Source organism: Paenibacillus sp. sptzw28 (genome assembly GCF_019550795.1).
In the GTDB taxonomy this organism is placed as follows: domain Bacteria; phylum Bacillota; class Bacilli; order Paenibacillales; family Paenibacillaceae; genus Paenibacillus_Z.
Window position 1 is genome coordinate 5,425,835 of sequence record NZ_CP080545.1, and the last position, 26,753, is coordinate 5,452,587.

Here is a 26,753-nt window from a genome sequence, read left to right on the forward strand (position 1 = left end):
TACGTACGTAACTTTATGATTCTATGTTAGACTATGTTTACTAGAGGGTCAATATGAAAACATAAAATTATCAGTACTCTTGGAATGGAATCGAGTCCTAAAAATCACCAATAAATGATATAATTTTATTACTATTATGAAGAGAGTACATTCTTTGAAGGGATGGTCGAGCCATTGATTGAACCAAGAGACTTCTTTAGTGCTAAAGAGCATAATTTACGAACTCTTCTTTTTGAAGATAACAAATTAATTAGGGTACCCGATTACCAAAGAAATTTTGCGTGGACAAAGGAAGAACTAGAACAGCTTTGGAGTGATTTTAAAAATACATTTGAAAGTACATACGATTCTGATTACCAACAAAAACCAAATATAAAACCACATTTTTTTGGAACTATATTGTTGACGAAAACTGAAAATGGTGAGTATGAGATTACGGACGGTCAACAACGATTAACAGCAAGTAGTATTTTTTTAAAAGCAATGCTAGAGATTACTGCACGGTTAAGTGATACTGATTTTAAATCTGGAATAAGATCTATGATTACGCCACTTTTACAAAAAAATGAATATGATGAACCATTAAAACAAAGGTTATATCTGGATGAAACAGTGGATGATTTATATAGGGAATATATTTTAATAAGACAGACAGCGGGTCAACGTGAAGAGTATCTCCTGTTGAACCCAATTAAAATACAAAGCCCCACCTCAGCGAGACAAAGACTAAAAGAGGGTCACGATTTTTTCGTTAGTAAACTCAATAGCGAGTTCCCACCTGGAATGAATGAAGAAGATTTACATAATAAATTACGATGTTTTGTAAGAGCCTTCACCAGACTATTTACTTTCTTGGAAATAACGGTTAAGGATAAGGAAACGGCATACACAATATTTGGAACAATTAATAATCGTGGGAAGGATTTAACGGACTCAGACATAATTAAAAATGAAATCTTCAAGTCGGTTCAAAGGGAACAACGCCACCTAATAAAAGATAAATGGGATAGCATTATTGATAACATAGATACCGAAGATTTAACTGATTACTTAAGATTTCAACACGCATCTGTTCATGGACCGGTGAAGAAAGTTGAACTCTTTAAAGTAATTTCAAATCTCTTGCTAACGAATAATCCACTTGATTATTTAGAACAACTAAGAGTTGAATCAGATTGGTATGCTAGGGTGAATCTTATTGGTGCGACGTTTTGGAATGAAAATATTACCAATAAATTAAAGGCCTTTAAAACTTTAGATATTACACACAGTCTCCCTATGCTCCTTACCGCAGCTGTAAAATATAATAATGAAGATCAAAAATTTGAGAGATTAGTAAACGCAACACTTTCTTTTTGCTTTAGATATTTTACAATCGGAAGAAATTCGGTGGAAAATTTAGAGAAGGAAATTGGTTTAATGTCAAAAGCACTTCGTGATGGCACTAGAGATTTAGATAGCACAATTAATTATATAAAGAGCCTAACAAGTGACCACGAATTTAACAATAATTTTATTACCTTTAGAACAAACAACAGTAACCTTGCATTTTATATATTAAACGAATTAGAGAGGAATAGAATGACTGGGGTAGTTCCCCTACCTCACAGCCCTTCGCAACATGTTGAACATATTATGCCAAAAAAACCATCCAAGGCAGCTACACGAGTCGATGAATGGGGACATGTTAGAAATAATCCGGAATATAGTGATTTTGTTACCCGACTCGGTAATTTACTGATTCTGGAAAGTGATAAGAACCAAAATGTTGGTAATAAAGATTTCAATGATAAAAAGCAAATATATCAAACTTCTGGGTTGTCTTATCCACGAGATATTTCAGCTTCATCCACGTATATTGTTTGGGATTTCGCTTCAATTAACACTCGCCAACAAAGAATGGCTCAGGAAGCACTAAATGTATGGCGTTATTATTAGAATTAAACATTTTGGCTTTACATTAACGAGGTAAAGACTTTATACAACATAATCGCGAAACACGATTATGTTGTATAAAGTCACAACTTGTTGAGGCACTTTGTAGTTACAATCGTGTCTTGAAACTATATATAGGGGATCATTCCAATCAGATGATTCTGCTGAAGATCAAACACTCTTTCCTAGCCAATAAGAAGGTTCTGCCAAGAGTCCGAATCCGGGGATCTGCATTCATCAAATTTTAGAATAGACAAGTTGGCTTAGCCAACTATATCTGCCCATTACAAATTATATATAAGTATGTATAATCTAACCCCACACTTCTTCTAATGCAGAGCGAAACAACGAATCCAGTCGGTCATCCAGGCTGGACTCTGCCGCTTTCATCGACCCGGCCGTTTGCTCCAAAGAAGCCATTCTCTCTTCGAGGTAATCGTTGATCGGATGCAGCCTCGGCTCGTAATCCAGCTCTTCTCCCGCTTTCTTCCGAACGAGCAGATTCTGCACGACCCGCTTCAGTTCGCTATCCTCAGGAATTAACCGATCCACCAGAACATCGAACTCCATTGGCGGCATGCTGCCATATTGCTCAATCCATTCGCAAGCGAGTACAGGACGCAGCACGTAGAAGTACTTTTTGATTTTGACATGTTCCCCCTGCAGGTAGTCCCGGTAGTTACCCTTAGCCATATTGAGATAGTGGTACATACACGATTTCGGCGAAAAGGTAAGCGGAGATATACGGCGAATCTGTTCAGCCACAGTGTATTTCTCTTCGTACCGGATCGGTGATTGGAGCCATTCGAGCAGCGGCGGATTCGATTTGCGGAACAAGTTAAGCGCTTTGCGTAAATCCCATCCGTTGATATCAAGCATATCGCTGATAGGACGCTCAATGACATCTCGTTTGTCGAAGATAGACAAGTACCATTCAACCGGCCGAATATAGATAAGTCTGACATCGTAGTCGCTGTCTTGCGAAGGGAAACCCCATGCCCTGCTTCCGGATTCGCAAGCATACAGGATGCGCACCTGCTCCTCCTGCTCAATTCGGCTTAGTTCTTGTAGAATGATTGATTTAATAGTAGACATGGCTGTCCCTCCTAATTCAATGAATATTGATAAACTCTAATTATATTCTGCCCTGAACTGGCAATACTGATTGTATTGCTAGTTTAATAGGGGGGCTGGAATGAATGGAAACCTTGGGGTATAACCACGTCATGCTCGCTTTGTTTGCGGAGATGACGCTTGACGAAGCTCTGCGGAAACACAAGGAACAGAAATTAAATGCGGCCATTGACAACGCGCTGCGGGATCGCGATAAGCAAGCTTTCATTAAGCTGACGGATGAATTACGGGAGCTGCGGAAATATTAAAGCTCTTCGGTAACACCGGGATAACCTTTTAGCGAAAAAGGCGTCCTCTCTGCGATTGTCAAAGAGGCGCCTTTTTCCACATCATTGTTTGTTTATATTTCACAGCAGGTACCACCAGCTGGGAGCCAAGATTCTTCTAATCACTGCACTTTACCCGCGCTCTTATCCCCCAGCAACGAGTTCAACTGTTCCAGCAAATTACCGCCGCCGGTAAGTGAAATCGTACCGATTTTCTCACAGATTTTCTCCAGAAACTCAAGCTCTTTCAAGCGATAAAGCGTCTGGTTCTCATCCATGAGCTTCGCCGTATTCAGCAGACTGCGGGTTGACGCGGTTTCTTCACGGCGGGTGATGATAATAGCCTGCGCCTTCTTCTCTGCGTCTGTATCGTGATTTTTTTAAACATGTAAATCCCCCCTCAGGCGTTTTCGGAAAAAACGCGGCATCGTAAGCATCAACTCAGTCTACTAACCTGCCTTTTGATTTGTGACCTTAACGAAGGATTCCTCCTGCAGCAATAGCGGAATCTCGCTTAAGAACTAAGGAAGCCCGGCATCCGGCTATATAGTCGGTGAACAGAGAATCGGCCAAACTGCAGCCTGTCGCAGCTCACTTCATTAAATAGCGGACGAGCTCGCTTACTTATTTCGGTATCCACGGATTGCAGAGCCCTGCAGCAGCGTGCTTAGAGAGCCACTGAGGAATCCGGCTTAAGGTCCATCATCTTAAATTCGCTCGATTAAAAGTCGAGTGCTCTACCACTGAGCTAATCGTTCCACACGATAGGGGATTCGAACCCCTGCAGCTGGAGGATTTATGCCGGAATGGACAGTACAGTATACAAGCACACAGCATGTGCGAGCACTGCGGAACTATTATGAAGTCCCAGCCTTGGTACAGCCAACCGTACATAAACCCTAATCTATGATAAAACGTCTACTGACGTATACCACCATGAGTGAACCTGTTCATTCTCATCCTTACCGGCTCATACTCCCTTTATGGCTGCCATTGGTTTACATTTGGCCACTACATCCGCCAATGATGCCCCAACGACACTATCGATGATCTGATCGACGTCCTTATACGCTTGCGGGCATTCATCGAGTATTGTTCGCAAAGAGCGATGGTTAACGAGGATTTCATCATCGGTACCGACCTTCATGGATTGCTCGAATTGATCCACGGTAACCAGCTCCTTGGTAGCCCTTCTGGATCTTGCCCTTCCTGCGCCGTGGCAGATGGAATAGAAGTTCTTGATTCCTTCTTCTCTGCCAATCATGATGTAGGATGACGTCCCCATTGAGCCCGGTATTAGCGCAGGATGTCCGGTTTCCTTATAGGCGGCTGAATTGAGAAAATGATTCGGAGGTAACGCTCTTGTCGCCCCCTTGCGGTGAACAAGCATCGGCTCGTTTCGGTGAAACTCCTTCAGAGCATAGTTATGCATCAGGTCATAGAGCACCGGCATTTCTAAACCTGCCCCGAACACTTCTCTGAAAGCTTCACAAGAACACCAAACGCAATCATGTGTCTATTGCTGACCGCAAAATTCAAAGCGGAATACATAAGATTCAAGTAGGTCTGCCCTTCATTGCTCGCAATGGGCGCATAGATCAGATTCCGGTCCGGATTTCCCACACCCCAGCTGTACATCGCTTCTCTGAATATCTTCGTGAACTCCTTACCCAGCATAGCTCCCCAAGCGCGGGAACCGGAGTGAATCATAACCACAACCTGACCGTCGAACAATCCCCATTTGGCAGCTACATCCTTGTGGGCTTCCTCAATTTCCAGGTATTGAATTTCGATAAAATGGTTCCCGCCTCCGAGAGTCCCTAATTGTCCGTGCGCATACTTAAGGATTTTGGCCGGCAGATTGTCAAGATACCGATGCTCGAACTTGAAGGTGGACTCCTCTACGTGAGTCATCCACTGCTCATCCGGGACATATCCTCCAGGTAGCCCCTTCAGGCCATGTTGTACAACATCCATAATATCGATATCAGCATAATGCGTATTTGTCCGCTCGTTTGTGGGAACGTATTTTTCAATCGCTTTAATAAGCGTTCTTCGTACCGCTTTATCTTGAATGTCCCTTTTGTGCAGCGGCGTAGTGTGCACCCGCATCCCACAGCCAATATCGACACCGACAATGGATGGGGAAACAAAGCCGTCCTTCATGCTCCAAACCGCCGTTGTCCCTATACAAGTTCCTATGCCCACATGCGCGTCAGGGGTATAGCTCATATAAGCATTTCGCGGAATTCTAAGGTTGTTATCAGCCATTTCGTAAACTTTGGGTTCAAAGGTTTGGAAAACATCCGAGTTGGCAAATACATGAAGGTTCCCGTGCTCTAACTCGATTTCGTGATGATTATTCCCGTGTGTCTTTGCTTTGATTTCCATGATGTTATCCTCCGATGTGGTCTAGTGCTCTTGATGGTCTCTGCCACCACCTGCAACCTACGGTACTGACCGGCTTCATGCTCTTATTTTCGCTTATTTGCAGGTCCGCGAACATGGCGAAAGTATGGCGACGGGGAAAAACTTTCCCATTTGCCACATCTGCCAACTCTTGTACAATAGGAGGGACAAGCAGCAAAGGAGGTACGCCCGTGGCAAGAGAGAGCTTCGATAAAGAGATTCAGTTCCTGCGCATGCTTGTCCTCACCGGCGGCGCATATAACCGGCAGCAATTTGCGGAACGCCTCGGAATCTCCGTCCATACGTTCGACAAGACGCTCCGGTACCTGAAGGAAGTCGTCAGTTCGGTGTATCAGCGGCTGCCCCAGGAAGAGAGTAAGGAATTTGCGGAATCGCTTCGTTTCAATTACTACGAATCCGCGGATCCGCTGCTGCTGTTTCTTTTCAGGGCCAAGTCGCTTAAAGAGACTGAAAGCCACAGGCTCAGCCTGATCCTGACCTCCCTGCAGGAACAAACTCTTACCGCGATGGAGTTGCTCGATGTATGCTGCTGCGGACTGCCTTCCGATGTCCCGCTGCCCGACGAGAAAACGATTCGTTCCGACCTGAAATATTTGGAGGAAGTAGGCGTCATCCGGCGGGAACCGGGCGGCCGTCCCTACCGTTATACGGTACAGAACGAGCTCCTCACGAAGCTGACGGATGCCGAGCTCATCGATCTCTACGACTTCGTCGATGTGATGGCGAATACGCAGGTACCTTCCGTTCAAGGCTATTTGCTGCGGGACAGTTTGAAAAAGTCATTGGCTGCTCGCAGTTTAAACGATGATTTTAACTCTGAACCCTTCTTATACAAGTATCATTATTTCTCGCGGATTCTGGATGAGGCGCACTTGTACACCGTGTTCCACGCGATCCGGCATCGGCGGAAGCTGCGGTTCCTGTACTTCCCTCCCAGGAAGCGAAAGAGCTATGCCTCGAAGAATACGAATCCCCTGTTCGAGCGCGAGACGGAAGGCATTCTGGAAACCGTTCTGCCGCTGCGGGTCGTGTATGACCATCAATACGGACGGTGCTATCTGATCGGTCACAATTCCCGTCAGGGCATTATGAAGTTCCGAATGGAAGGCTTGACTGAGTTCGAGGAAGGCGATACTGTCCCGGAAGAAGAATTTGCGCGAAAGCTGCAGGATATCGAGGAAAAGATGAAATACAGCTGGGTTACGGATACCGGTCATCCGGTGAAGATCCGGGCAAGATTTTATCATCCTGAAGGAGCGCCGGCTAATTTTGTGCGGGAACGCGTTATGCTTCAGGGGCAGTGGGGAACGATTACGGAGGAAGACGAAGCTTCGTTCATCTACGAGATTACAGTGAACGGCATCACGGAAATCAAGCCGTGGCTGCGCAGCTTTGGTTCCAGCTGCGAGGTGCTTGAGCCTCTCCGGCTGCGGCGGGAGTTTATTGCGGAATGGAAGGAGATCGGAGCCTACTATGCATCTGTTCGAGAAAATCTTTAACTATCAGGTCATCTCCCGGTTGGAAGAATCGGGGGCAATTGCATTAACCTCTCAGGAACGCGGCTGGCTCAAACTCATGCTGGAGCATCCTGCTGCAGCGGACGCTTTTGACCCTGGTACAATTGAGAAACTACGGACTCTATTGCAGCCGGAGCCGGTGGTGGAAATCAGGGACGTCATTATGGAGAAATCGAGAAGCCGGGAGCGTCAGGTGTATCACCCGCTTCTCCGCATGCTTCGCGGAATTATTTTGCGGAATGAAGGCATCCGAATGACGTTCAGCATCAAGAACGGCCGAGTCAATGACGAGGTCCGGGGCTTCCCGTATAAGCTTGAGTACTCGATGGTCAAGAGAGAATGGTACCTGCTCTGGTATAACACAAGTCACCGTACATTTATGTCCACGAAATTGCAGAACATCATCTCCGTATCTGAAAGGACCCTTCCGCCGGGCATTGCCGAGAGCATGAGAGACAAAGTCGCCGGGATTCTCGAATCTCGCAAACAGCAAGCGGTCGTAGAAGTCGTTCGGTCGTACAATCCGGAGCTCTCGCGGATTCTGTATGCCTTCTCCTGCTTCGAGAAGGAAGTGGCATATGACGATTCCTCGGACACGTACCGGATTAAGCTTGCTTTCCTGGCGGATGAGAGTGAATATGTTCTGTCCAAAATACGATTCCTTGGCACGCGCGTGAGGATCGTAGATGGCGGCAGCTTGAAACGGCGGATGGCTGAATCCGCAGCCAAGGCATTGGCAAGGTACAGGGAGAGTTTTTAGTGGTTTTCCCTCTCGTGTAAAGTGAATCGTTTCTTTATTTGTATTGGCCGATCGAAATATTAATTTTATAATGACCGTAAACCAGGATTTCATCCAATAGACGGGAAAGCTGCTGATGTTCTGGCACTTCCACCTTTAGAATAAAACACGGTTCTCCACTCACACGATGGGCTTCTTTGATCTCTTCCCGCTCTTTAATAAAATCCTGAAACTTAGTATGCTGGTAATCCTTTATCATCACGATGATAAATACGCAGTAGATGTTTCCCAGCAGTTTTTCGTTCAATTTAACGGTGAAACCTTCGATCACCCCTAAATCTTCAAGCCGCTGAATCCGGTTTGCAACTGCCGCGCCGGACATATGAACAATTTCTCCGATCTGCTTCCATTGTATTCTGGAGTTTCCCTGAAGACAGCGTATGATTTTCATATCGATGTGATCAATCATTCCTTGACATCCTTTCACGGCTAAAGTCAAAATGCCAAACACTTTCATGAGCGTATGTATGATGAGAACGATATCTACTAAAATCATTCTTGAGGATCCTCAAATCTAATTATTATCTGGAATGGGAGGTTTATCAAGTGAAAAAGAGATATACGCTTCTCTTCACCTCTTTACTCTTCGGCTCCGTCTTTATCGCGATTCAGGCCCAAGCGGATAACACAGACGGCACCGAGGCCGCTATGCACAAGAACCACGGAATAGTCCACTCGGCGGCGAGTTCCTTGGATGATGGACCGGAGAAGAAATACCGTTTGGACGCTTTTGTTCAAACCATCAAAGGGAAGAAGTACCTTAAGGTTATGACTAATCTACGGCTGACGGACAATAATTATGGAGGCGATCGGGTCCCGGGGGAGGGCCATATCCATTACTACTTGGACGGAAAAATAGTAGGGCCGATCACGGACATGAAGCTTTATCCGCTGGACAATTTGCATGAAGGAACGAATCAAATACGCCTTGTTCTGGCACAAAATAACCACTGGGAAAATTTTGGCGTATCGAAGGAACTGACTATCGTGAACGACTGACTCTGTACATTACACGAGCTTGTTTTCCTTGCTTCACTCAGCACAAGATTATTAACAGCGGTTTATGGTCAGTACGTATTTCCTTGCGAACGAGAGCGAATATGTTTTGTCCAAAATACGTTTCCTTGGGACGCGTGTGAGGATCGTAGATGGCGGCAGCTTGAAGCGGCGGATGGCAGAATCGGCAGCCAAGGCACTGGCAAGTTACGTTGAGAGTGTTTAGTTGTTTGCAGCCTGTGCTCTCAAGTGACCACGATGGCATCACGCTGTCAAACCAAGATCAAAGTGGTCTTATAGAGGACGCCTACTATAAAGTGTAAAGCTCAGGTCAATCAAATTAACACACTGAAATGACTAAAATGAGAACGGAAATCACGAAAATGTAAAAATTGTATACCTTTTTAACTTGTTAGGGCACTCTACTGCCAGTCATAGCCCCGGATTACCGCCATCGTTGACAACATAAAGCCGCCTGTTTCCCGACCGGGAGACAAGCGGCTATATCTTAATTAACCTTATCCCTATATTTTTCTCACTTGTTCGGCGAACATATCCGCTTCCTCTTTGGTGTCGAAGTATCCTGCGACAACTGCATATCCCTTTGTATACTTACGAACCGTTATCGTATCCGGAAGTACGGATGGCTGCTGCTGCGAAACTGCGGTCAAATCCAGCATACCGTTGCCTTCAACGCGTTTGTCGAGCCCTAACTCACGGGTATGCTTGACCACTTGCGCGTAGACTTCAGCCTCGCTTAATTCCCGTCCATATTCCCGTTCCAGCTTGTGGATGAGAACGGCGGCGCCTCCGGATATATGAGGCGTAGCCATCGACGTTCCGGAAAGTGTCGCATACCGATTGTTCGGATAGGTGGATAAAATATTGACTCCGGGTCCGACAAGGTCGACTTCGCTGTTTGTATTCGTGAACGATGCAGGGCTTCCGTTCACATCGACAGCTCCGACTTCAACCATCTCCGGGTATGCGCCGGGATACGATTTTTCGATCGTGTCCGGATTTCCGTCTCCTTCATTTCCGGACGCGCAAATGACCAAAATATTATTGGCAACCGCATCTTTAATGGCGCTGTGGAGTTCGGGAATATCTTCCGGGCCGCCTAATGACATGGAAATGGCACGAACTTTTTCCCCGCTTGTACCTCTCCACTGTATGGCGTATCGGATTGCGCTAATAATGGACTGGTCGCTTCCCGAACCGCTGCCCTCCAACACCTTGATAACCAGCAGCTTGACTTCGGGGGCAACTCCGACAACACCGGCGTTGTTCGCTATGGCGCCAATCGTTCCTGCAGCATGCGTTCCGTGGCGTTTGGCAATTGGCATACGATGGGCTATAATATTGCAACACAAACTGGATGCCCGCGCATACCCATAGATTTGTCTAGGACAGCCGAACCCTCGGCTGTCCTTATTTTTCAGTCCAAAACCAGACAACCCCCGCTATTTCTCATTTGCGTTAACTTGTTCGTAATAAAAAACAGCCAAAGGGGTTAAAATATTTCCAATATTAAACTTTCGGAAGAAAAGCAGTTCACCCGAGGATAAGCGAGGCGGATGAAGTTGATACGCAACTTGCAAAGATTTCTTAAGTCCAGCAAGACAAAGAAGGAAGAACCCCCTCAAAGACAAAGAGCAGAACAAAATGCTGAGCCTGAGCATCCTCTTCTCAATGATTTGAATGAAAATAGAGCGGCTCTTCGCTCTATGTATGCCGGTTGTTCGGATGTCGTCTTCCGTTCGTTTATGATCGGAGACAAGACCCCGGCGCTGCTGGTTTATATCGAAGGCCTCTCCGACATCAGGGGAATTGATGAATATGTGATTGCGCCGCTGATGCGGGAATCCACGGGCGACTCGCTCACCCTTAAACAAATATCGGATAACATCGTCTCGGTTTCGAAGGTGTCGGAAATCAAGACGATAGAACAATGCATTGAATTTGTCTCGTCAGGCAGTCCCATCCTGCTGTATGAAGGAGACAATCGCGGACTTTCACTAGGTCTGAACAAATGGGAGAAGCGCGGCATCGATGAGCCGATAGCTGAAGGAACGATCAGGGGACCGCGAGAGGGGTTTACCGAAACATTGGCGGTGAATACCTCTCAATTGCGGCGTATTATCAAAAGCCCTGCCTTGAAGATGAAATCCATGCTAATCGGAAGCTACACCCAGACTCAAGTGGTGATGGCTTATATTGAAGGAATTGCCGATAAAACGCTGATTGAAGAGGTCGAAAATCGGCTGAAGCGAATCAAGGTCGACGGTATTCTGGAAAGCAGCTACATCGAGGAAATGATTGAAGATAATCCGTTTTCCCCTTTCCCGCAGATCCTGACGACAGAACGGCCGGATGTGGCCTGCGCCAGCTTGCTGGAAGGGCGAGTGGCAATTCTTATCAACGGAACTCCCTTTGTTATCATTGCACCGACGGGCTTGTTTTCCTTGCTTCAGTCGGCAGAGGATTATTATCAGCGGTTCATGGTCAGTACCTTTATTCGCTGGATGCGCTATTTCTTCGTCGGAGTCGCACTCCTGCTTCCATCGTTTTATGTGGCCATCCTTACATATCATTATGAGATGATCCCTACCTCTCTGCTGCTCAGTATAGCGGCATCCCGTGAAGGGGTTCCTTTTACGGCGCTGATTGAAGCGCTCTTGATGGAGGCATCCTTCGAAGGACTCCGTGAAGCGGGGGCCAGACTGCCGAAACAGGTTGGTTCCGCGGTCAGTATCGTTGGAGCATTGGTTATTGGGCAAGCGGCGGTTCAGGCCGGTCTGGTTTCCGTCCCGATGGTCATGGTGGTGGCCATTACGGGAATTTCTTCTTTCATGATGCCCCGCTACATCGCAGCGATATCGATCCGGATCCTGCGATTTCCGATTATTTTTCTGGCGGGGACGCTCGGCTTGCTGGGGATTATGGTGGGAATTATCGCCGTTGTCATCCATTTATGCAAGCTGCGTTCCTTCGGTGTTCCTTATTTGACCCCTCTCGCTCCGATGAAGAGACGCGAGGTGAAAGATGTGCTCGCAAGATCCCCTTTGTGGATGATGGACGTACGACCGCATCTGACTGGCAATGATGACAAATACCGGCAGGCTCCCGGACAAATGCCCGGTCCGTCCAAGGGAAACGAAACATAAGAAGCGTGATTATGAGCAGAGGTGGGTACACAGATGGAAAAAGGAAAAATTTCTGCCCTCCAAATGGGAGTCATACTTTATCCGACAATTATAGCCACTGCTATTCTTACCCTTTCGAGCATTACCGCGAAATACGCAAAGAACGATGTGTGGATCTCGCCGATATGGGCTTCACTCATCGGCTTTCTTGCGGCGTATCTGGCCTATAAGCTTCATAAGCTGTATCCAAAGGAGAGCGTTATCCAATATAGCGTGCGTATTGTCGGCTTCGTTCCGGGTAAAATTATCGGGCTTGTCATTCTGTTCTTTTATTTGCAAATCAATGGCGCCGTTATCCGGCAATATGCGGAATTTATTATAGGTGTCTTTCTGCCGCATACACCCATCAGTGTAGTCATGTCAGTCATGGTCCTGCTCTGCGTCTCCGCTACACAGGGAGGGATAGAAATTCTTGGAAGAACGGCTCAGATGTTCTTTCCCTTGATTGTCCTTCCTCTGATCTTCATTATTCTGATGCTTGTCACTGACGTGGATTTCAAAAATATTTTTCCGGTTATGGAGCATGGAATACTGCCTTCGATCAAGGGAGCTATGCTGCCGCAAGCATGGTTTGCGGAGCTTTTTATGATTACGTTCATCCTTCCTTTCTTAACGAACGGGGAGAAAGCGATGAAATGGAGCATGCTCTCTGCATTGTCTGTGCTGCTGACATTGGTTGCGACGAATCTGATTACGCTTTCCTTATACGGGGGTAATTTAAGCCGATTTGTTTACCCGTTCATGAATGCCGCCCGGTATATCAGTAAAGCCGATTTTTTCGAGAATTTGGAGTCGATTATTATAGTGATGTGGGCATTTGGGGTATTTGTTAAATTATCCTTTCATCTATATGCGACCTCACTTGGGTTCGCTCAATGGCTGAACCTGTCCGATTATCGGCCGATCGTGATTCCGATTGCATATTTTTCGGTGATATTCAGTTTTTGGGACCTGCCCAATTTGGCTGAACTGTCTCGTTTTTTTGTACAATCCAGCCCATTTTATATGTTATTAATCAATATTGCCATCCCGATTCTGCTCCTCATCATTGCCTTGCTTCGGAAGAGGACCAGAATGCCGAAGGAGGATCGGCCCGGATGAGAAAAAGATTGCCGCTTCTACTCCTTTGCGCCATGGTCCTCCTGCTTTCCGGCTGTTGGGATAGAACTGAAGTAAACGATGTGGCAATTATATTGGGAGCGGCAATTGACCGAAAGAACGACAAGCAGATTGAAATGTCGGTACAAATTTTTATTCCCCGGGCGTTTGGCGGCGCAGGAACGGGGGGCGGCGGTGCCGGAGGAGCTAAAATGACGCTTGTAAGATCCGGGGCCGGAAACAACATATCGGATGCCATGGCCCAGCTTCAGTCAAAGCTGCCGCGCAGATTATTTTGGGGACACTGCAAGGTCATTGTTTTTGGTGAAGAGGCAGCCAGAACCGGGATTCAGACCTTCATGGATTTTCTGCTCCGCTATCCGGAAGTTCGGGAAAGAGCCAATATGTTTGTCAGCAAGGGGAAGGCGTCAAAAACACTGGAATTGATTCCTCCCCTTGAACGGGCCTCTTCGGAAGTGATTCGGGAGATGTCTGACTTGCGTTTGGGGATGAAGGTCACATTAAAGGACTTGAATGGAATGCTGACCAGTCTGTCCCATGCAGCAGCCCTCCCGATGATTGATATTTTGAAGAGTAGAAGGGGGGAAAAACCATTGGAGACCATTCCATATATAACAGGCACTTCCATCCTCAGGGGGGGGGAAATGGTCGGCGAACTCTCCCTGAAGAAAACAAAGGGCCTGATGTGGTTGCGGGAAGAAATCCATGTCACAACTGTCACGGTCCCCATAAAAGAACTGGGAGGTTTTGTTTCGCTGAATCCGATTCGGGAATCCACAAAGCTGATACCTCAAATTGAGAAGGGTAACATGAAGATGATTGTGCAAATCAGGACCGAAGGCGATGTGATACAAAACGGAACTCGTTACAACGTCGCAGATGCCAGGATTTTAAAAATCCTGGAAAGAAATATGAAGGAAGATATCCGTGACCGTATGGAGCTTGCTCTTCACCAGATACAGAAAGGGTTTAAGGCTGACGTTTTCGGTTTTGCGGAAGAGTTCCACCGGAAATATCCCAAACAGTGGGCGAAAGTACAAGACCGCTGGGATACGGAATTTCCGAAGGTTGAAGTGAAGTTCGATCTCGATTCCTATATACGCCGGCCCGGGTTAATCACGGATCCTGCCGGACTTCCGGAGGATAAGGTGATCAAAAAATGAGGTGGGAAAGAATAATCGGCGTTACGATAATCGTTGCCTTGATCTTCTTGTATGAATGGCACAGAATAAAAAAGAACCCGCCAAAAGATAAAGCCGCCTTTGCCGTAATGATGCTTGCCGGGTGGGCTCTTTCCTTATTTGACCTGCCGGTAATGACGGGACCGGTCACATGGATTACATCGATGTTCAAGCCGCTCGGGAAGATGATGGAGTAGTAGGAACTGAGCAGATGTGAATCGCATCATGCAGTTACAAATCAGACTATAATCCTAAGCTCGTTTTTCTGGAAGTAATTCTCCAGATAGACTACCTCTTCTTTATACACGGAGAGCAGACTGCGCAAGATTTCGAAATCGTCTTTCGGCTGATTTTTGTTCTTACGAAGCTGCAATTTCCATTTCTTCTCAACGGGGATGATCATCACAAACGAATGTCCGCCTACAGCAGTGGCGATTTTCTGTTTACCGTAAAATAACTCTATTAGCTGAGCGGGGTGAAAAACGCTTGAGAAGGCAAAATATGATCCTTCCGCTTCAAGCTCCAAGGCCTCTTCCAGCAATGCTTTCGTCTGTTCGCGGTTAAACGTCGGCGGAGTGGGCAGCTGCTGCGCCCATGATAAAATCATTTCCTTTTCTTCATAGCTGAACATGAATGCGAATGCGTATAGGGTGTAGATCCGGTTATTGTACATGGCGGACAGCTGCTCGATTTCTTGCATTCGGATTCGCCTGACTGGTGCAAAATCAATAAGCACCGCATCCTGTTCCCTGAGAATAGGAGCAATGTAGGAATCGGAATGGAAATTCAGCAGCACATGGCTTGGGTCACTTTGAGATTGGATTATAAACGGGTTGAACTGTTCAAGCCGGCTCATGTCATCCAGATTTAGTTTCATTGTTCCGCGCGTTTCCCTGTGTACACATTCCATTAACAAATCAGGCAGCATAGGAGCCCTCCTCGCAAAGTTATTCCTCTATTCTCATCCAAGCGTAACGCTCTACTATAAACTCTAAAGCTCGCATCAAACAGAATCAACTCATTGAATTGACTAAATCGGGTCAACTCTTTTGACCTTATGACCGCAGCCAAGCGTAGAGTACGGATGTTTGTTGCGCATAGGCCCGGAAATATAAAGAGGCCGTCTCAAAAGGGTAGAATCAAATCGGTTTAACCCAACCTAACGCTTCTTTATACAAGAAAAATGGCTATGCTGGTCCTTAAACCAGCGCAGCCATTTTTCTTTTTTGGTCCTCCGCTGCTTTCTTCAGCAGATTGTGGGCAAGGGAAAGTCAACCGACCTCAAGGCTTACTTTCGGCAAGCCTCGAAGCGGGAATCGCCCGAAATCCCCGGTTGTTCTTGCTTTGACCAAATACGCTTTCCGGTTCTCTTCACGACGGCTTTCCCCAGACAAAGGTATACCGGTTGGCATTGGCTTCAATCTTCGTTCCTTCCATGAAGTAATGCTCGAGCTTCACGTAGTTTTCTTCGGCAAGAAACTGGAGGACGGCCGTAAAGACGGACTCCAAGACGTCCTTCATACGTTAGGAACGAAAGCGGTTAATGGTCCGGAAGTCTGGACGCTGTCTAGCAGCCAGCCACATGAACATGATGTTCTCACGGACGGCTTTGGCAATCTGAATGGCTTCTTTTTGTGTTCAATATTGAGAATGAGGTTAAACCAAAACGGAGCAGGTCGAATGATTTTGGAGAAGCGTCAGCGGTCGCCTTTGTGAGGGGATTCCCACCTTAGCTAATCCATTCAAGGAATCCCCGAACAACAGCGATCGTAAGAACATTCGACTGCGCAGTTAACTGTGTTTGACCATTTGTTTTTCAAGATTTAAACGAAGGGGCCGCCCACGTCATCTTTGATGACTTATGGGACAGCCCCCGTTACTTATAAAATTAATCCCAGTATTGTACGGTTGCTGCTCCGCTAAAGCTTTCTTTTACATAAAATTCAGCTTTATTGTTGTCGCCATCTACAGCTCCGCTGATTCCCCTGTAAACTAATGTGTCGCCAGGATATAAGTAAAATAGACTATACCCGTTAGGATCTGTAATGATATCATCCGCATTGTTAGGATCGTATTCCCGCAGCTGGTACCAGGCTCCGCCGCTGGGACCGGAATATACTTTGTACTTGAAATCTCCGCCGCCGGAAAATACGTAGTTGGAAGGATTCTCACTGGAAGAAGTGCTGCGGGCGCCTAAGTAATCCCATTCCCCGGCTGCCATAGTAGTTACTCCATTAGCACGAATGATGTACACCTCTGCAGCGGCGGCCTTATCATTGGCACCTTCACCACTTGCAAATGCGGACGACGAGAATGGAACAGCCAAAACACATACCAATGCCAGAAAAACCGAACTAATCCTTTTCAATTTTCATTTCCTCCTCTTTGGGTCTTGTATCGTACAATCCTTTAATTGAGCGCAATCTCACCTCCTAAATGTTTCCTTTTATGGAGACAAAGCTACTGTACCATATTTATCTTGATATAGTAACCTTATTTTTGTCGAATTGGATAAAGATTCCTTAAAGGTGTGGTTTGTAAGGTATGATCAGAGTTGAACGGTATCGGTCAAAACCGTCTTTCGCACAAAAAAACCGCTTGTTTCCCTACCGGAAAACAAGCGGTTATAGTTCCTATTCAAAGCCGTCTTACTTGTTCCGCGAACACATCCGCTTCCGCTTTGTTTTTGAAGTAACCTGCCACTACTGCGTATCCTGCCGCATACTTTCGAACGGCTATTGTCTTCGGAACTGCCGATGGCGGCAGCTGCGAAACAGCGGTCAAATCAAGCATGCCGTTGCCTTCAATACGTTTGTCGAGTCTTAAGCTCCGGGTATGCTTAACCAACTGTGCGTAGATTTCAGCCTCGCTCAATGCTCGTCCATATTCACGCTCAAGCTTGTCAATGAGGACAGCCGCACCTCCGGATATATGCGGCGCAGCCATCGACGTCCCGGAAAGCGTCGCATACCGGTTGCCCGGATAGGTAGACAAAATATTAATTCCGGGTCCGACAAGGTCAATTTCGCTGTTTGTATTGGTGAACGATGCCGGGGTTCCGTTCACATCCACAGCTCCGACCTCAACGACCTCCTGGTATGCGCCTGGAAACGATTTCTCAACTGTGTTCGGATTTCCATCCCCTTCATTTCCCGCTGCGCAAACGACCAGAATATTACTCGCAACCGCATTTTTAATCGCCTCATGGACTGCGGGAACATCGTCGGGGCCGCCTAACGACATGGAGATGACACGAACTCGCTGCCCGTTTGGACCTCTCCACTGTGCGGCATAGCGGACTGCGTCTACGATTGACTGATAGCTTCCCGAACCATCGCTCCCCAGCACTTTGAGAACCAGCAGCTTGACTTCCGGGGCGACTCCGACAACACCGGAATTGTTAAAAATCGCGCCAATCGTTCCTGCAACATGAGTTCCGTGGCCGTTATTATCCATATATTCGTTCGGATTCGCATTGTAGTCCTTGGAAAAATTCCTTCCGCCGATAACACGGCCTCTCAAATCCGGGTGATTGTAATCGCATCCCGTATCAATTACAGCGACAACGACATTCGTCCCTTTCGATTCAGCCCAAACTTCCGGCGCATGAACCGCACGGACTCCTGCCGGAATCTCGCTGCCCGTCGCCGAGATCGATTCCACGATATAAGGGATCAGACGCAACTTCGCCAAATGATAACACCTCCTTTCCATCGGTACCCTTGTACACTCTATGACGCGGTGCGGTGAAGCGACCCGGCTTGTACCCTGCGCATAAAAAAACCTTATTATCAGAAAGGACACCCGAGCTGTCCGAATCCCCGATAATAAGGCGATAGTATAGTAGCATCGTCTGACTTTAGTTTTCGATATTCCCCTGCTCATCCGTTACGGCAAAATTATAATTTACGGAGCGGGTCACCTTTTCCCCTTTACCGTTAATACCTACAACGTCGAAAGAAAGGTTATATACCCCGGGTTCCGCCGGCGCTTGAAAAGGCAGCTGAAGCCGTCCGTCCTCTGCAATGGCAGTCTCCGGCAGCGCTTTGGACTGTGCAGCTGCATTGCCTGCTGCGGACTTGTTCAGACTTGGCCTTTTGGCCGAACCCTTTACTATTGATCCGCCAAAATCGACGGATATCCGCGCCGCCTCTCCCTTGCGGTACACCTTCTTGCCCGCATTCAAGCTCGTTTTGTTTGGTCCTTCAATCCGCGCAAGGGCGAAGTAAGCGTCTTTCTTGCCCGACAGCTGAATCGACCAATCGCCGGACTCGGGCTTATTCAACTGAAACAGATGCCTTGCGGCTCTGGAGAATACAGGCTCCGAATCGGACGCGTGAGAGACCTTCGGACGATATACACGGCCCGATGGCGAAATAAGCTTGACGTTAGTGTCGTCTATCGCGGTCATCACTTCCAGCGAAACACGGCCGATTCCGCTCTCTAGGGGGATAGACACGCTGCCGCTTCCTTCCACTACTCCGCCGCGTAGAATCATATCTCCATCTTCCTGGGCGGAAGCCGATTCGTTTGTGGGAGCGGCCAGAGCGGACACCGATGATCTGGTGCTGTCCGCCGATAGCTTCGGCTGTACCAGACTCCAGGTCTGGGAAGCCCTGGCCATGGCGGTGTGGGAGATGTTCTTGGTAAAGCTGTCGATACCATAGGGAAGACCCATGGCGGAGCCCACTGTTACCGCCCCGTCATCGGCGCCTGGAAGAAAAGCATGGGCAAACCAGCTGCCGGTAAACCACCCATCGTCACCTGTACCGGCGGACATGTAGGTTATCGTTGCGTTGTTCTCGCTTCTGCTATCCGTTTGAGCGCGGAAGTTCGCCATATATGAAGTTTGCAGAGAATAGACCGCGTCGTCTTTAAGACCAAGGATCGCCGCGAGCCAGGAAGCCCAGTTGCTGTAAGCGATGTCGGCAAGCTCCGAGCCTTTGTTCGGTGTAGACAGCTGATGGACCACGTTTACATATGGAGACGCCCCGTAATAAACAAGAGCCGTTTGTGAGTCAATGCCGCCCTTGGAGTGAGCGATGATATTAATCTTGGGAACGCCATAGTAGGACGCCGTTTTGCGGATCACATCAGCGAGGACCGGGCCGTTCGTCCACATATTGCCCCCTGCTCCCGCAGAATCCTTAAGCTGCACGAAAGCTGTTCGGTAGCCGGCATTGTAAGCGGCTTCATAATAACCGTCCGAACCCAGCCAGCGCCCGTAATCGGAATGCAGACCCTGCACGAACAAAAGTACGGGTTTCTCCGGTGAAGCCCGCGGCGGTACCGCTCCCGTATACCAATCCCCGAAGCTGCCGTAAGCATTGTCATTGTGCAGTATGGGGGCGGGTACCTCCGCCTCAGCCCGCGTCAGCCAAACGAGTGATAGAACGGTGGCCAGAACCAATGCTGCTGCCAAGTTAATGAAGCAACGCTTCAATAGAACCGATCCCCCTCATCTCAAAATTTGTTTGTTAAGCTGGACATACTGTCGGGTTCGATTGCTCTCCCCCTTACACTTTATGACTCGCCGGCGATTCGTGACCCGACTTTGCCCCTATGTTAACAGGCATAAAAAAAACCTTATTTCCAGGAAGACGGCAAGCTGTCCGAATTCCCAAAAATAAGGTATGAATCAACCCTTTATACAGAGATCGTTTTTCTGAAAATAATTCTGCAGATAAACCGCTTCATTTTTATATCCCGAGAGCAGCCTCCGCAGGATTTCGAAATCGTCTTCGGGCTCCTTCTTGGTTTTCCGAAGCTGCAATCTCCATTTCTTTTCTACGGGGATGATCATTACGGAAGAATGACCGCCTACGGCAGTAGCAATTTTTTCTTTATCATAGAACAGCTCTATCACCTGGCAGGGGTGCAGTACGCTTGAGAATGCAAAGTATGAACCTTCCGCCTCCAGCTCCAAGGCCTGTTCGAGCAGTGCGTTTGTTTTTTCACGGGTAAACGCGGGCGGAGAGGCCAGCTGCTTCGCCCATAATAAGATCAATCCTTTCTCTTCATATGTGAACATGAAAGCAAATGCATAGAGAGTATAAATCCGGTTATTGTACATGGCCTCAAGCAGTTCGATTTCTTGCTTCGCGATCGGCCTCAACAGCGTAAAATCAATAGTCATCGTCTTCGCTTCCTTGATAATTGGCGCGACATACGTATCAGGATGGAGATCGAACAACACATGACTGGGTTCACTTTGGGTCTGGATCATTAGCGGGTTAAACTCCGCAAGCCGGCTCATGTTATCCGGATCTAGTTTCATTGTTCCGTGTGTTTCCCGGCGTACACATTCGATCAACAAATCTGGCAGCATAGGAGCCCTCCTCGTAAACATGTCTATTTGTCTATCACCCTTGAGCCGGTCCATCTTGGCAGACCTTATTGGGGAACGAGCTCCCTGCCTGCCGCTTGTTCTTGGTAACCGGGCTGTAAAGAAGCAAGATTCAATACCCTCATAACCTTGTTTAGCACTTTTCCGGTAACGGAATCATCGCCTGCCTCGATTTTGGAAATATGAGCCTGATTCGTCCCAGCCATCTCGGCGAGCTGCTGCTGCGTCAATCTCAGCTCCACGCGGCGGGCGAAAACCATACTTCCAATCATGATCGTAAAGCTGTTTATCTCCGCTGCCATTCCAGGATTATTTCGGCCGCTGGCATGGGGATGGGGATCGGGAAAGTCCTGGTCTAATTTGGCACCTGGCACGCTGCATCAACTCCTTGTTTTATAGAAGCGAATACTATTATATTCCATATCTGCTCCCATTATATCAGAAGCGGTATAAATTATCAAAAAATTCAAACGGCGGACCATAACGAGAACTCAAGCCCTCAGGTAGAGAGTGTCATTATCGGCAAAAAAACCGCCCGTCTCCCAGCCGGGAAACGAGCGGCAATATTTACACTGTAGAACTCCAGATTCATGTTTCCGGTACCGGCTTGTCATTTCCATAGATAGGCTTCGCCGTATATTTGGTTACAGGTGCGGTTGTATCGATCCGGAGAGTTATCGGCTTTGTCTCCCGGTTAAGGAACCAGTCCATGCCGGTGTATGACAGACCATAGTAGGGACGGTGATCTTTGTGCCCTGTCCAGTTGTGCTGGTCCCATCCTCTTTGTCATACAGCTCCCAGAGTGTACTTTTTATACCGGATAAGTCATCTGTGGCAGTGTTCGTGATGAATGTCCGTTTTCAAGCTTCCGCGACGCAGGTTCCATCATGAATGAACGGGACCTCGTCCTCAACTGAGCAATTGAAAAGAAATCACGTTATTTGCGGTATGGTAAGATGGACTCGTATAGGATGCGATAACCTAATGGAAGAGGTGTTGAACATGCAAAACCGGAATTACACGATGGTGCAAGCAGGTCTGTTCGAGAAGCTCGGAAGCGTTACGGAAGCTCCTGCCAAGGGGAAACTATTTTTGAAGGAATCTCTTGGGTTAACCAGCATGGAGGTGTCGCTCAATCAGCTGCCCCCCCGGGGGGAGGTGCCTTTCTATCATAAGCACAAGGAGAATGAGGAGTTGTACGTAATTATTCGCGGCCGGGGGCAGGTTCAAGTTGACGGCGAAATTCTCGAGGTGACGGAAGGAAGCGCCGTACGCATGGCACCGCAAGGTGTGCGTACCCTGCGGAATACGTCCGAGACAGAGGATTTGTACTTTATTGTCATCCAGGCCAAGGAACACAGCTTGACCCAATGGGTCATGACCGACGGCATTATTCTCGAAGAACCCGTGAAGTGGTGATTTAACGAAGGGAACAAAGCTTTCAGTTCAGATAAAAGCCCTGAGCCCGCTCACCCCTAAGTTGAAAATTTTTATTCCTTTGAACGTTCCTCGCATCTTTTGGAACAGCAAAGAGGCAGACGCCGAGCCGGCACTGCCTCTTAAATATATCTATCATTTGTTCGTCGCGTGGGCTGCGCGCATGGCTGCGGTTTCCTCTTCGTTCGGTCCGTAGATGCCGGGAGCCGTAAGTCCCGCTTGACGTATCAGAATCGTCATCTGCCCGCGGTGATGAATTTGGTGGCGTTTGGGGTATTTTATCAGGAATAGCCTTAGCATTTTATACCTTGTATTCGTTATCGTATTCGGTACAATGGTTGCAAGGTGTGCCGCCAAGCTGGCGTACCACGAGGGCGTACCGCTGCTGTTTCGAGTTCCGTTACGTTACTACAAGAACGTTTACGGAATGGGGCTGAATTTCAACTGTAAGATCAGATTGCGCATTCCAATGTAACGGCTGTTCGATGACGCGAACCTGCTCTTTCCCAATATCGTTGTAAGCATCTTTCGAATCGCCGGTCACACTATAAAGAACGGCATTCGAATGCTGCACTGCACTGCCCTTGTATTGACGGTCGGTGCGAAATTCGCCATTCCAATTACATCGCTGTGTTTGAGACACTGATTTATAAAACAAGCGGTAAACACAGTATCCGCCATTGTGTAGCTGGAATTGATGTCGTTTTCATCCCTCGGTGTTAAATAATCCGCGGTTCCGGAGTTAATATGCGATGATGAAGATTCCATTCGTCATAGGCAATACGAATTTTGCCTAAATAGCCGAGTGAACCGAGCTATAAGAAACCCTTTGCGCATCCTTTTATTATAATGATTTCTAATATAGTATTATAATCAAAATAGTATAATATGCCTATTTTAAAATATAGTAATATCATGTAAATTGACAATATACGACAACAGAATATTTCGTACGATAATGGCAAACCCGCTGAAAAGCGGCGACGCAAAGCTATAGGGGCTAAGGCGGAAAGCACCACCATTCGCTATGCCTGCCAGTTACCGAATACGACGGCAGCCTCCGTCTATTCATTCTAATAATGCTGATGGGAGGTTTTTTGTGCTGCTTAAAATTAATTAAATCGTCTGGCAGGAAAGAAATGTGAGTATTGGAGTTAATATTTTCTCAAAAGTCGGAAAATTCAGAATTAAATCCATGCACTTTTTGCGCCAAGGAGGATTTAAAATGAGCAGTGGGAAGATCAAGGTTGCAATTATAGGCAGCGGCAATATCGGGACAGACTTACTAAAAAAAACGATGAGATCGCCTCATTTGGAGTGTACACTGTTTGTGGGTAGAAACTTGGAATCGCCCGGGATGATTATAGCCAGAGATTTAGGAATACATGTTTCGGATAAAAAAATTGATGCTATTGTAGATTACGCTCATATGTACGATATTGTTTTCGATGCCACTTCTGCATTTTCTCATGCTCAACATGCAATAGTTTTTAGAAGGCTTCGAAAGTTTGTTATAGATATGACTCCGTCAAAAATTGGGGAAATGTGTGTTCCTGCGGTAAATTTAAGTGAATGCTTGACGCTTGATAACGTAAATATGGTTACATGCGGGGGACAAGCTTCCGTACCGGTAGCGTATGCGATCGGACAATCCCATGAACGGGTCGAATATATTGAAGTGGTATCCAGTATTGCTTCCAAGAGCGCCGGTCCGGCTACAAGATCCAACCTTGACGAATATATCGAAAATACGGAGGAAGCGATCCGAAAATTCTCCCGATGTAATAAAGCTAAAGCTATTATTAATTTAAACCCCGCAGAGCCTTGCATTGACATGCAAACCACCATTTATGCCAAGGTTCATAATCCCAATCTGGAGCTGCTTCATAGAAATTTGAACCGAATTATTTCTAAGATGCAATCTTATGTTCCAGGCTATCAATTAATTATCCCTCCTACTATAGAAGACGGCCGAATTGTAGTAATGATTAAAGTGCAGGGACTTGGAGACTACTTGCCCCCGTATGCCGGAAATCTTGATATTATCAATTGTGCCGCCATTGCTACTGCAGAAGAGTATGCTTCAAAGCTGGCGGGCATAGAGAAAGGGGCGTAATCCAGGTGTCCACGGTTCTAATCAGTGATCCAACCCTAAGAGACGGTTCCCATGCCGTACGTCATCAGTTAACCAGAGAACAGATGTATAACTACATGCTCATAGCCGATGCGGCAGGTATTCCGATTATTGAAGTCGGGCACGGCAATGGCCTTGGAGCATCTTCATTGCAATTAGGCGAATCTCTTGTTCGGGATGAAGAAATTTTTGAGCTGGCGTCAAGCACTTTACGTCATACGAAAATAGGAATCCATGTTATACCGGGTGTAGCTACGATAAACGATTTGAAAGCAGCGTTAGACCTGGGTGTGCATGTTGTCAGGGTCGCTTCTCATTGCACTGAAGCCGATATCACTAAGAGGCACATTGAGTATGCCTTGGATAGAGGGCGGGAAGCTTATGGAGTATTGATGATGAGCCATATGGCGTCTATTGAATTACTTACGCAGGAAGCGTTAAAAATGCAATCGTATGGGGCACACGGTGTAATCATTATGGATTCTGCCGGAGTTTATTTGCCGGAAGACGTTATTGAGCGGGTAAAAGCACTCACCGGCACAATAAACATACCTGTAGGGTTTCATGCACATAACAACCTAGGCCATGCCATAGCAAATTCGGTTGCAGCTTTAAGTGGAGGAGCTAGAATACTGGATGGTACGATTCGGGGATTCGGAGCCGGGGCTGGCAATGCCCAATTGGAGGTACTGATCGCAGTATTAAATAGATTGGGCTATACCACTAATATTGACTTATCAAAGCTCCTTGAAGGAGCAAACATTGCAGAGAAGACAATCATCGAAAAAGTACCGACTATCAATTCTACAAGTGTTATAAGCGGATTGGCCGGCGTATTTTCAGGCTTTGCAAAACCTGTTGAACTCTTATCCCAAAAATATAATGTAGACCCCCATAAAGTATTTATGGAGTTAGGAAGAAGAAAAATTATTGCCGGTCAAGAAGATATGATTATTGAAGTTGTACATGAGATCGCCGAATCAGAAGCTGTGGTCTCCAACTAAGTAAGCGGAATCTTAAATAAAGGGTGATATTATATGATGACAGATCGGGATAAAGTAGAAGTAGCCTATCCATTCAAAGGTGTAGAAAGAAGAGTGCTGGCTTATAATAACAAACTAATGCTTGTTGAACATTTAATAGCAAAAGGATCCCTATTTCCGCTGCATAGTCATTATCATGAACAAATCTTTTACATTACAGAAGGAAAAGTAAGGGTTATTTGCAACAATGAGGAGTACGAAGTAAAGGCCGGCGGGAGCTTTGTAATTCCTGGCGGGATAGAACATAGCGTATACGCTATTGAAGACACGGTTTCATTGGATATTTTCAATCCGGCCCGTGAAGATTATATGCCGCAGATAACTGTTTAAAATCAAAGGAGCAAACAATCGATGGATTTGATACTCAAGGGAAAAGTTGCGCTCATCACCGGTGGGAGTAAAGGAATCGGCCTTGAAACAGCGGTAATGTTTGCCAAAGAAGGCGCTATGGTTGCGATTTGCGCAAGAAATGAAGAGCAATTAACTACCGCTGCTGCGCATATCAGGAATCAATCCGGATCTGATGTACTTATGATAAAGGTAGACGTAACGAAGTCCGAGGATTGCGAAAAAGCGGTCGCCGATACTGTACTGCGCTTCGGTCGGCTGGATATTTTAGTCAATAACGCCGGAACCGCCGCTGCGAAGCCGTTTGAACAGATAGATGACGCGCTGTGGGCATCTGATCTGGATTTAAAGCTGTATGCTGCCATCCGCGTCTCTCGGGCCGCGATCCCTCATTTACGTAATGCCGGTGGAGGTGCAATCGTCAACGTCACTACTTCCTGGGCCAAGACGCCCCCTGCTTCGTCCATGCCGAGCTCTGTAAGCCGCGCCGCCGGGCAGGCTTTGACCAAAGCGATGAGCCGAGATCTGGCACCGGAGCAAATCCGGGTAAATACCGTATGTATCGGGACGATTCGAAGCGGGCAGATTGAGGAGCGATGGAAAAGGGAGGAACCGGGCCTCACTTGGGAACAATATGCCAGGGATTCCCGCCACCAGATTCCGCTTGGACGAATCGGAAATGCGGACGAGGCGGCCAAAGTCATTGTGTTTCTGGCATCCGAAGCGGCTTCCTACGTAACAGGGACCTCGATTAATATAGACGGCGGATCAGGTCCTGCTTTGTAATTAAAGCTCCAACCACAACGGAAAAATCATATCCCGTTATGCGGGAATCAAAGGGATGAGGGGGAACGCAATTTAT

At 47.0% G+C, this 26,753-nt stretch carries 26 protein-coding genes, 4 pseudogenes and 1 riboswitch; of the genes and pseudogenes, 15 read left to right on the forward strand and 15 right to left on the reverse strand.

The features are described from left to right. Nucleotides 1-174: 174 nt before the first annotated feature. Entirely contained in the window at nt 175-1,938 is a 1,764-nt protein-coding gene (locus KZ483_RS25195) for a DUF262 domain-containing protein (RefSeq protein WP_220350287.1), read from the forward strand. A 309-nt stretch (nt 1,939-2,247) separates the two neighbouring features. On the opposite strand, the gene KZ483_RS25200 is transcribed toward KZ483_RS25195, so the two are convergent. Then, nucleotides 2,248-3,030 (reverse strand): nucleotidyltransferase domain-containing protein, encoded by a 783-nt coding sequence (locus KZ483_RS25200; protein ID WP_220350288.1) that lies wholly within the window; start codon nt 3,028-3,030, stop codon nt 2,248-2,250. A 104-nt stretch (nt 3,031-3,134) separates the two neighbouring features. Between KZ483_RS25200 and KZ483_RS25205 the strand changes: the two genes are divergently transcribed. After that, complete coding sequence (locus KZ483_RS25205; RefSeq protein WP_220350289.1) at nt 3,135-3,317, forward strand: IDEAL domain-containing protein; 183 nt, start codon at nt 3,135-3,137, stop codon at nt 3,315-3,317. 140 nt (nt 3,318-3,457) lie between these two features. Here KZ483_RS25205 and KZ483_RS25210 read toward each other — a convergent pair. Together KZ483_RS25210 and KZ483_RS25215 are read right to left on the reverse strand one after the other, a co-directional pair. Continuing rightward, nucleotides 3,458-3,697 (reverse strand): annotated as a pseudogene (locus KZ483_RS25210) (slipin family protein); the annotation flags it as partial. 608 nt (nt 3,698-4,305) lie between these two features. Beyond that, nucleotides 4,306-5,726: pseudogene (locus KZ483_RS25215) on the reverse strand (RtcB family protein). A 209-nt stretch (nt 5,727-5,935) separates the two neighbouring features. Here KZ483_RS25215 and KZ483_RS25220 point away from each other — a divergent pair. Then, on the forward strand, nt 5,936-7,264 hold the full coding sequence (locus KZ483_RS25220; RefSeq protein WP_220350290.1) for a helix-turn-helix transcriptional regulator: 1,329 nt from the start codon (nt 5,936-5,938) through the stop codon (nt 7,262-7,264). Continuing rightward, nucleotides 7,239-8,042, forward strand: coding sequence for a WYL domain-containing protein (locus tag KZ483_RS25225; protein ID WP_220350291.1), 804 nt, complete (start codon nt 7,239-7,241; stop codon nt 8,040-8,042). The genes KZ483_RS25220 and KZ483_RS25225 overlap by 26 nt, the downstream gene beginning before the upstream one ends. Before the next feature lie 34 nt (nt 8,043-8,076). On the opposite strand, the gene KZ483_RS25230 is transcribed toward KZ483_RS25225, so the two are convergent. Beyond that, nucleotides 8,077-8,538, reverse strand: a complete 462-nt coding sequence (locus tag KZ483_RS25230; protein ID WP_258881414.1) for an Lrp/AsnC family transcriptional regulator — start codon at nt 8,536-8,538, stop codon at nt 8,077-8,079. An 89-nt stretch (nt 8,539-8,627) separates the two neighbouring features. Here KZ483_RS25230 and KZ483_RS25235 point away from each other — a divergent pair, with 89 nt between their 5' ends. Next, the gene (locus KZ483_RS25235; protein ID WP_220350292.1) at nt 8,628-9,080 is read left to right on the forward strand and encodes a hypothetical protein; all 453 of its coding nucleotides are present in this window, start codon (nt 8,628-8,630) and stop codon (nt 9,078-9,080) included. Nucleotides 9,081-9,144: 64 nt separating this feature from the next. Continuing rightward, nucleotides 9,145-9,303, forward strand: a complete 159-nt coding sequence (locus tag KZ483_RS25240; protein ID WP_258881415.1) for a hypothetical protein — start codon at nt 9,145-9,147, stop codon at nt 9,301-9,303. Nucleotides 9,304-9,601: 298 nt separating this feature from the next. Here KZ483_RS25240 and KZ483_RS25245 read toward each other — a convergent pair whose 3' ends face one another. Further along, nucleotides 9,602-10,423 carry a S8 family peptidase gene (locus KZ483_RS25245; protein ID WP_220350293.1) on the reverse strand — a complete coding sequence of 274 codons (822 nt, stop codon included), beginning with the start codon at nt 10,421-10,423 and terminating at the stop codon, nt 9,602-9,604. A 231-nt stretch (nt 10,424-10,654) separates the two neighbouring features. On the opposite strand from KZ483_RS25245, the gene KZ483_RS25250 reads away from it, so the two are divergent. The 4 genes from KZ483_RS25250 to KZ483_RS25265 are packed head-to-tail and all read left to right on the forward strand — an operon-like array spanning nt 10,655 to nt 14,780. Further along, the gene (locus tag KZ483_RS25250) at nt 10,655-12,244 is read left to right on the forward strand and encodes a spore germination protein (RefSeq protein WP_220350294.1); all 1,590 of its coding nucleotides are present in this window, start codon (nt 10,655-10,657) and stop codon (nt 12,242-12,244) included. Between the two features lie 33 nt (nt 12,245-12,277). Continuing rightward, nucleotides 12,278-13,384, forward strand: coding sequence for a GerAB/ArcD/ProY family transporter (locus KZ483_RS25255; RefSeq protein ID WP_220350295.1), 1,107 nt, complete (start codon nt 12,278-12,280; stop codon nt 13,382-13,384). Beyond that, entirely contained in the window at nt 13,381-14,565 is a 1,185-nt protein-coding gene (locus tag KZ483_RS25260) for a Ger(x)C family spore germination protein (protein ID WP_220350296.1), read from the forward strand. Before KZ483_RS25255 ends, KZ483_RS25260 begins: the two co-directional genes overlap by 4 nt. Then, nucleotides 14,562-14,780, forward strand: a complete 219-nt coding sequence (locus KZ483_RS25265) for a hypothetical protein (protein WP_220350297.1) — start codon at nt 14,562-14,564, stop codon at nt 14,778-14,780. Before KZ483_RS25260 ends, KZ483_RS25265 begins: the two co-directional genes overlap by 4 nt. 41 nt (nt 14,781-14,821) lie before the next feature. On the opposite strand, the gene KZ483_RS25270 is transcribed toward KZ483_RS25265, so the two are convergent. The 7 genes and pseudogenes from KZ483_RS25270 to KZ483_RS25300 form a co-directional block, all read right to left on the reverse strand. Then, nucleotides 14,822-15,511: a hypothetical protein gene (locus KZ483_RS25270; protein WP_220350298.1), complete on the reverse strand. Its 690-nt coding sequence runs from the start codon at nt 15,509-15,511 to the stop codon at nt 14,822-14,824. A 452-nt stretch (nt 15,512-15,963) separates the two neighbouring features. Further along, a pseudogene (locus KZ483_RS25275) lies at nt 15,964-16,203 on the reverse strand (transposase); the annotation flags it as partial. A gap of 268 nt (nt 16,204-16,471) precedes the next feature. Continuing rightward, nucleotides 16,472-16,951 carry a hypothetical protein gene (locus KZ483_RS25280; RefSeq protein ID WP_220350299.1) on the reverse strand — a complete coding sequence of 160 codons (480 nt, stop codon included), beginning with the start codon at nt 16,949-16,951 and terminating at the stop codon, nt 16,472-16,474. 413 nt (nt 16,952-17,364) lie between these two features. Continuing rightward, a pseudogene (locus KZ483_RS25285) lies at nt 17,365-18,276 on the reverse strand (S8 family peptidase); the annotation flags it as partial. Nucleotides 18,277-18,442: 166 nt separating this feature from the next. After that, entirely contained in the window at nt 18,443-20,005 is a 1,563-nt protein-coding gene (locus KZ483_RS25290; protein WP_258881416.1) for an esterase/lipase family protein, read from the reverse strand. 216 nt (nt 20,006-20,221) lie between these two features. Further along, nucleotides 20,222-20,911, reverse strand: a complete 690-nt coding sequence (locus tag KZ483_RS25295) for a hypothetical protein (protein WP_220350302.1) — start codon at nt 20,909-20,911, stop codon at nt 20,222-20,224. Between the two features lie 65 nt (nt 20,912-20,976). Then, entirely contained in the window at nt 20,977-21,303 is a 327-nt protein-coding gene (locus tag KZ483_RS25300) for a helix-turn-helix domain-containing protein (RefSeq protein WP_220350303.1), read from the reverse strand. Nucleotides 21,304-21,913: 610 nt separating this feature from the next. On the opposite strand from KZ483_RS25300, the gene KZ483_RS25305 reads away from it, so the two are divergent. Beyond that, nucleotides 21,914-22,348, forward strand: a complete 435-nt coding sequence (locus KZ483_RS25305; RefSeq protein WP_258881417.1) for a cupin domain-containing protein — start codon at nt 21,914-21,916, stop codon at nt 22,346-22,348. 153 nt (nt 22,349-22,501) lie between these two features. Here KZ483_RS25305 and KZ483_RS25310 read toward each other — a convergent pair whose 3' ends face one another. From KZ483_RS25310 to KZ483_RS29220, 3 genes are all read right to left on the reverse strand, one after another. Continuing rightward, nucleotides 22,502-22,687 (reverse strand): DinB family protein, encoded by a 186-nt coding sequence (locus KZ483_RS25310; protein ID WP_258881781.1) that lies wholly within the window; start codon nt 22,685-22,687, stop codon nt 22,502-22,504. A gap of 79 nt (nt 22,688-22,766) precedes the next feature. Next, the gene (locus tag KZ483_RS25315; RefSeq protein WP_220353752.1) at nt 22,767-23,009 is read right to left on the reverse strand and encodes a hypothetical protein; all 243 of its coding nucleotides are present in this window, start codon (nt 23,007-23,009) and stop codon (nt 22,767-22,769) included. Continuing rightward, nucleotides 22,907-23,134 (reverse strand): alpha-L-arabinofuranosidase C-terminal domain-containing protein, encoded by a 228-nt coding sequence (locus tag KZ483_RS29220; protein WP_220350304.1) that lies wholly within the window; start codon nt 23,132-23,134, stop codon nt 22,907-22,909. Before KZ483_RS29220 ends, KZ483_RS25315 begins: the two co-directional genes overlap by 103 nt. Before the next feature lie 182 nt (nt 23,135-23,316). Continuing rightward, nucleotides 23,317-23,412: riboswitch (cyclic di-GMP riboswitch) on the forward strand. Between the two features lie 179 nt (nt 23,413-23,591). Between KZ483_RS29220 and KZ483_RS25325 the strand changes: the two genes are divergently transcribed. Genes KZ483_RS25325 through KZ483_RS25340 form a run of 4 tightly spaced genes read left to right on the forward strand, consistent with a single transcriptional unit; the run spans nt 23,592 to nt 26,677 of the window. Continuing rightward, the gene (locus tag KZ483_RS25325) at nt 23,592-24,482 is read left to right on the forward strand and encodes an acetaldehyde dehydrogenase (acetylating) (protein WP_258881418.1); all 891 of its coding nucleotides are present in this window, start codon (nt 23,592-23,594) and stop codon (nt 24,480-24,482) included. A gap of 5 nt (nt 24,483-24,487) precedes the next feature. After that, nucleotides 24,488-25,504 carry a 4-hydroxy-2-oxovalerate aldolase gene (gene dmpG / locus KZ483_RS25330; RefSeq protein WP_220350305.1) on the forward strand — a complete coding sequence of 339 codons (1,017 nt, stop codon included), beginning with the start codon at nt 24,488-24,490 and terminating at the stop codon, nt 25,502-25,504. 33 nt (nt 25,505-25,537) lie between these two features. Continuing rightward, a complete protein-coding gene (locus tag KZ483_RS25335) occupies nt 25,538-25,873 on the forward strand; it encodes a cupin domain-containing protein (protein WP_220350306.1) in 336 nt (111 codons plus the stop codon). A 21-nt stretch (nt 25,874-25,894) separates the two neighbouring features. Further along, a complete protein-coding gene (locus tag KZ483_RS25340; RefSeq protein WP_220350307.1) occupies nt 25,895-26,677 on the forward strand; it encodes an SDR family NAD(P)-dependent oxidoreductase in 783 nt (260 codons plus the stop codon). Nucleotides 26,678-26,753 lie beyond the last annotated feature (76 nt).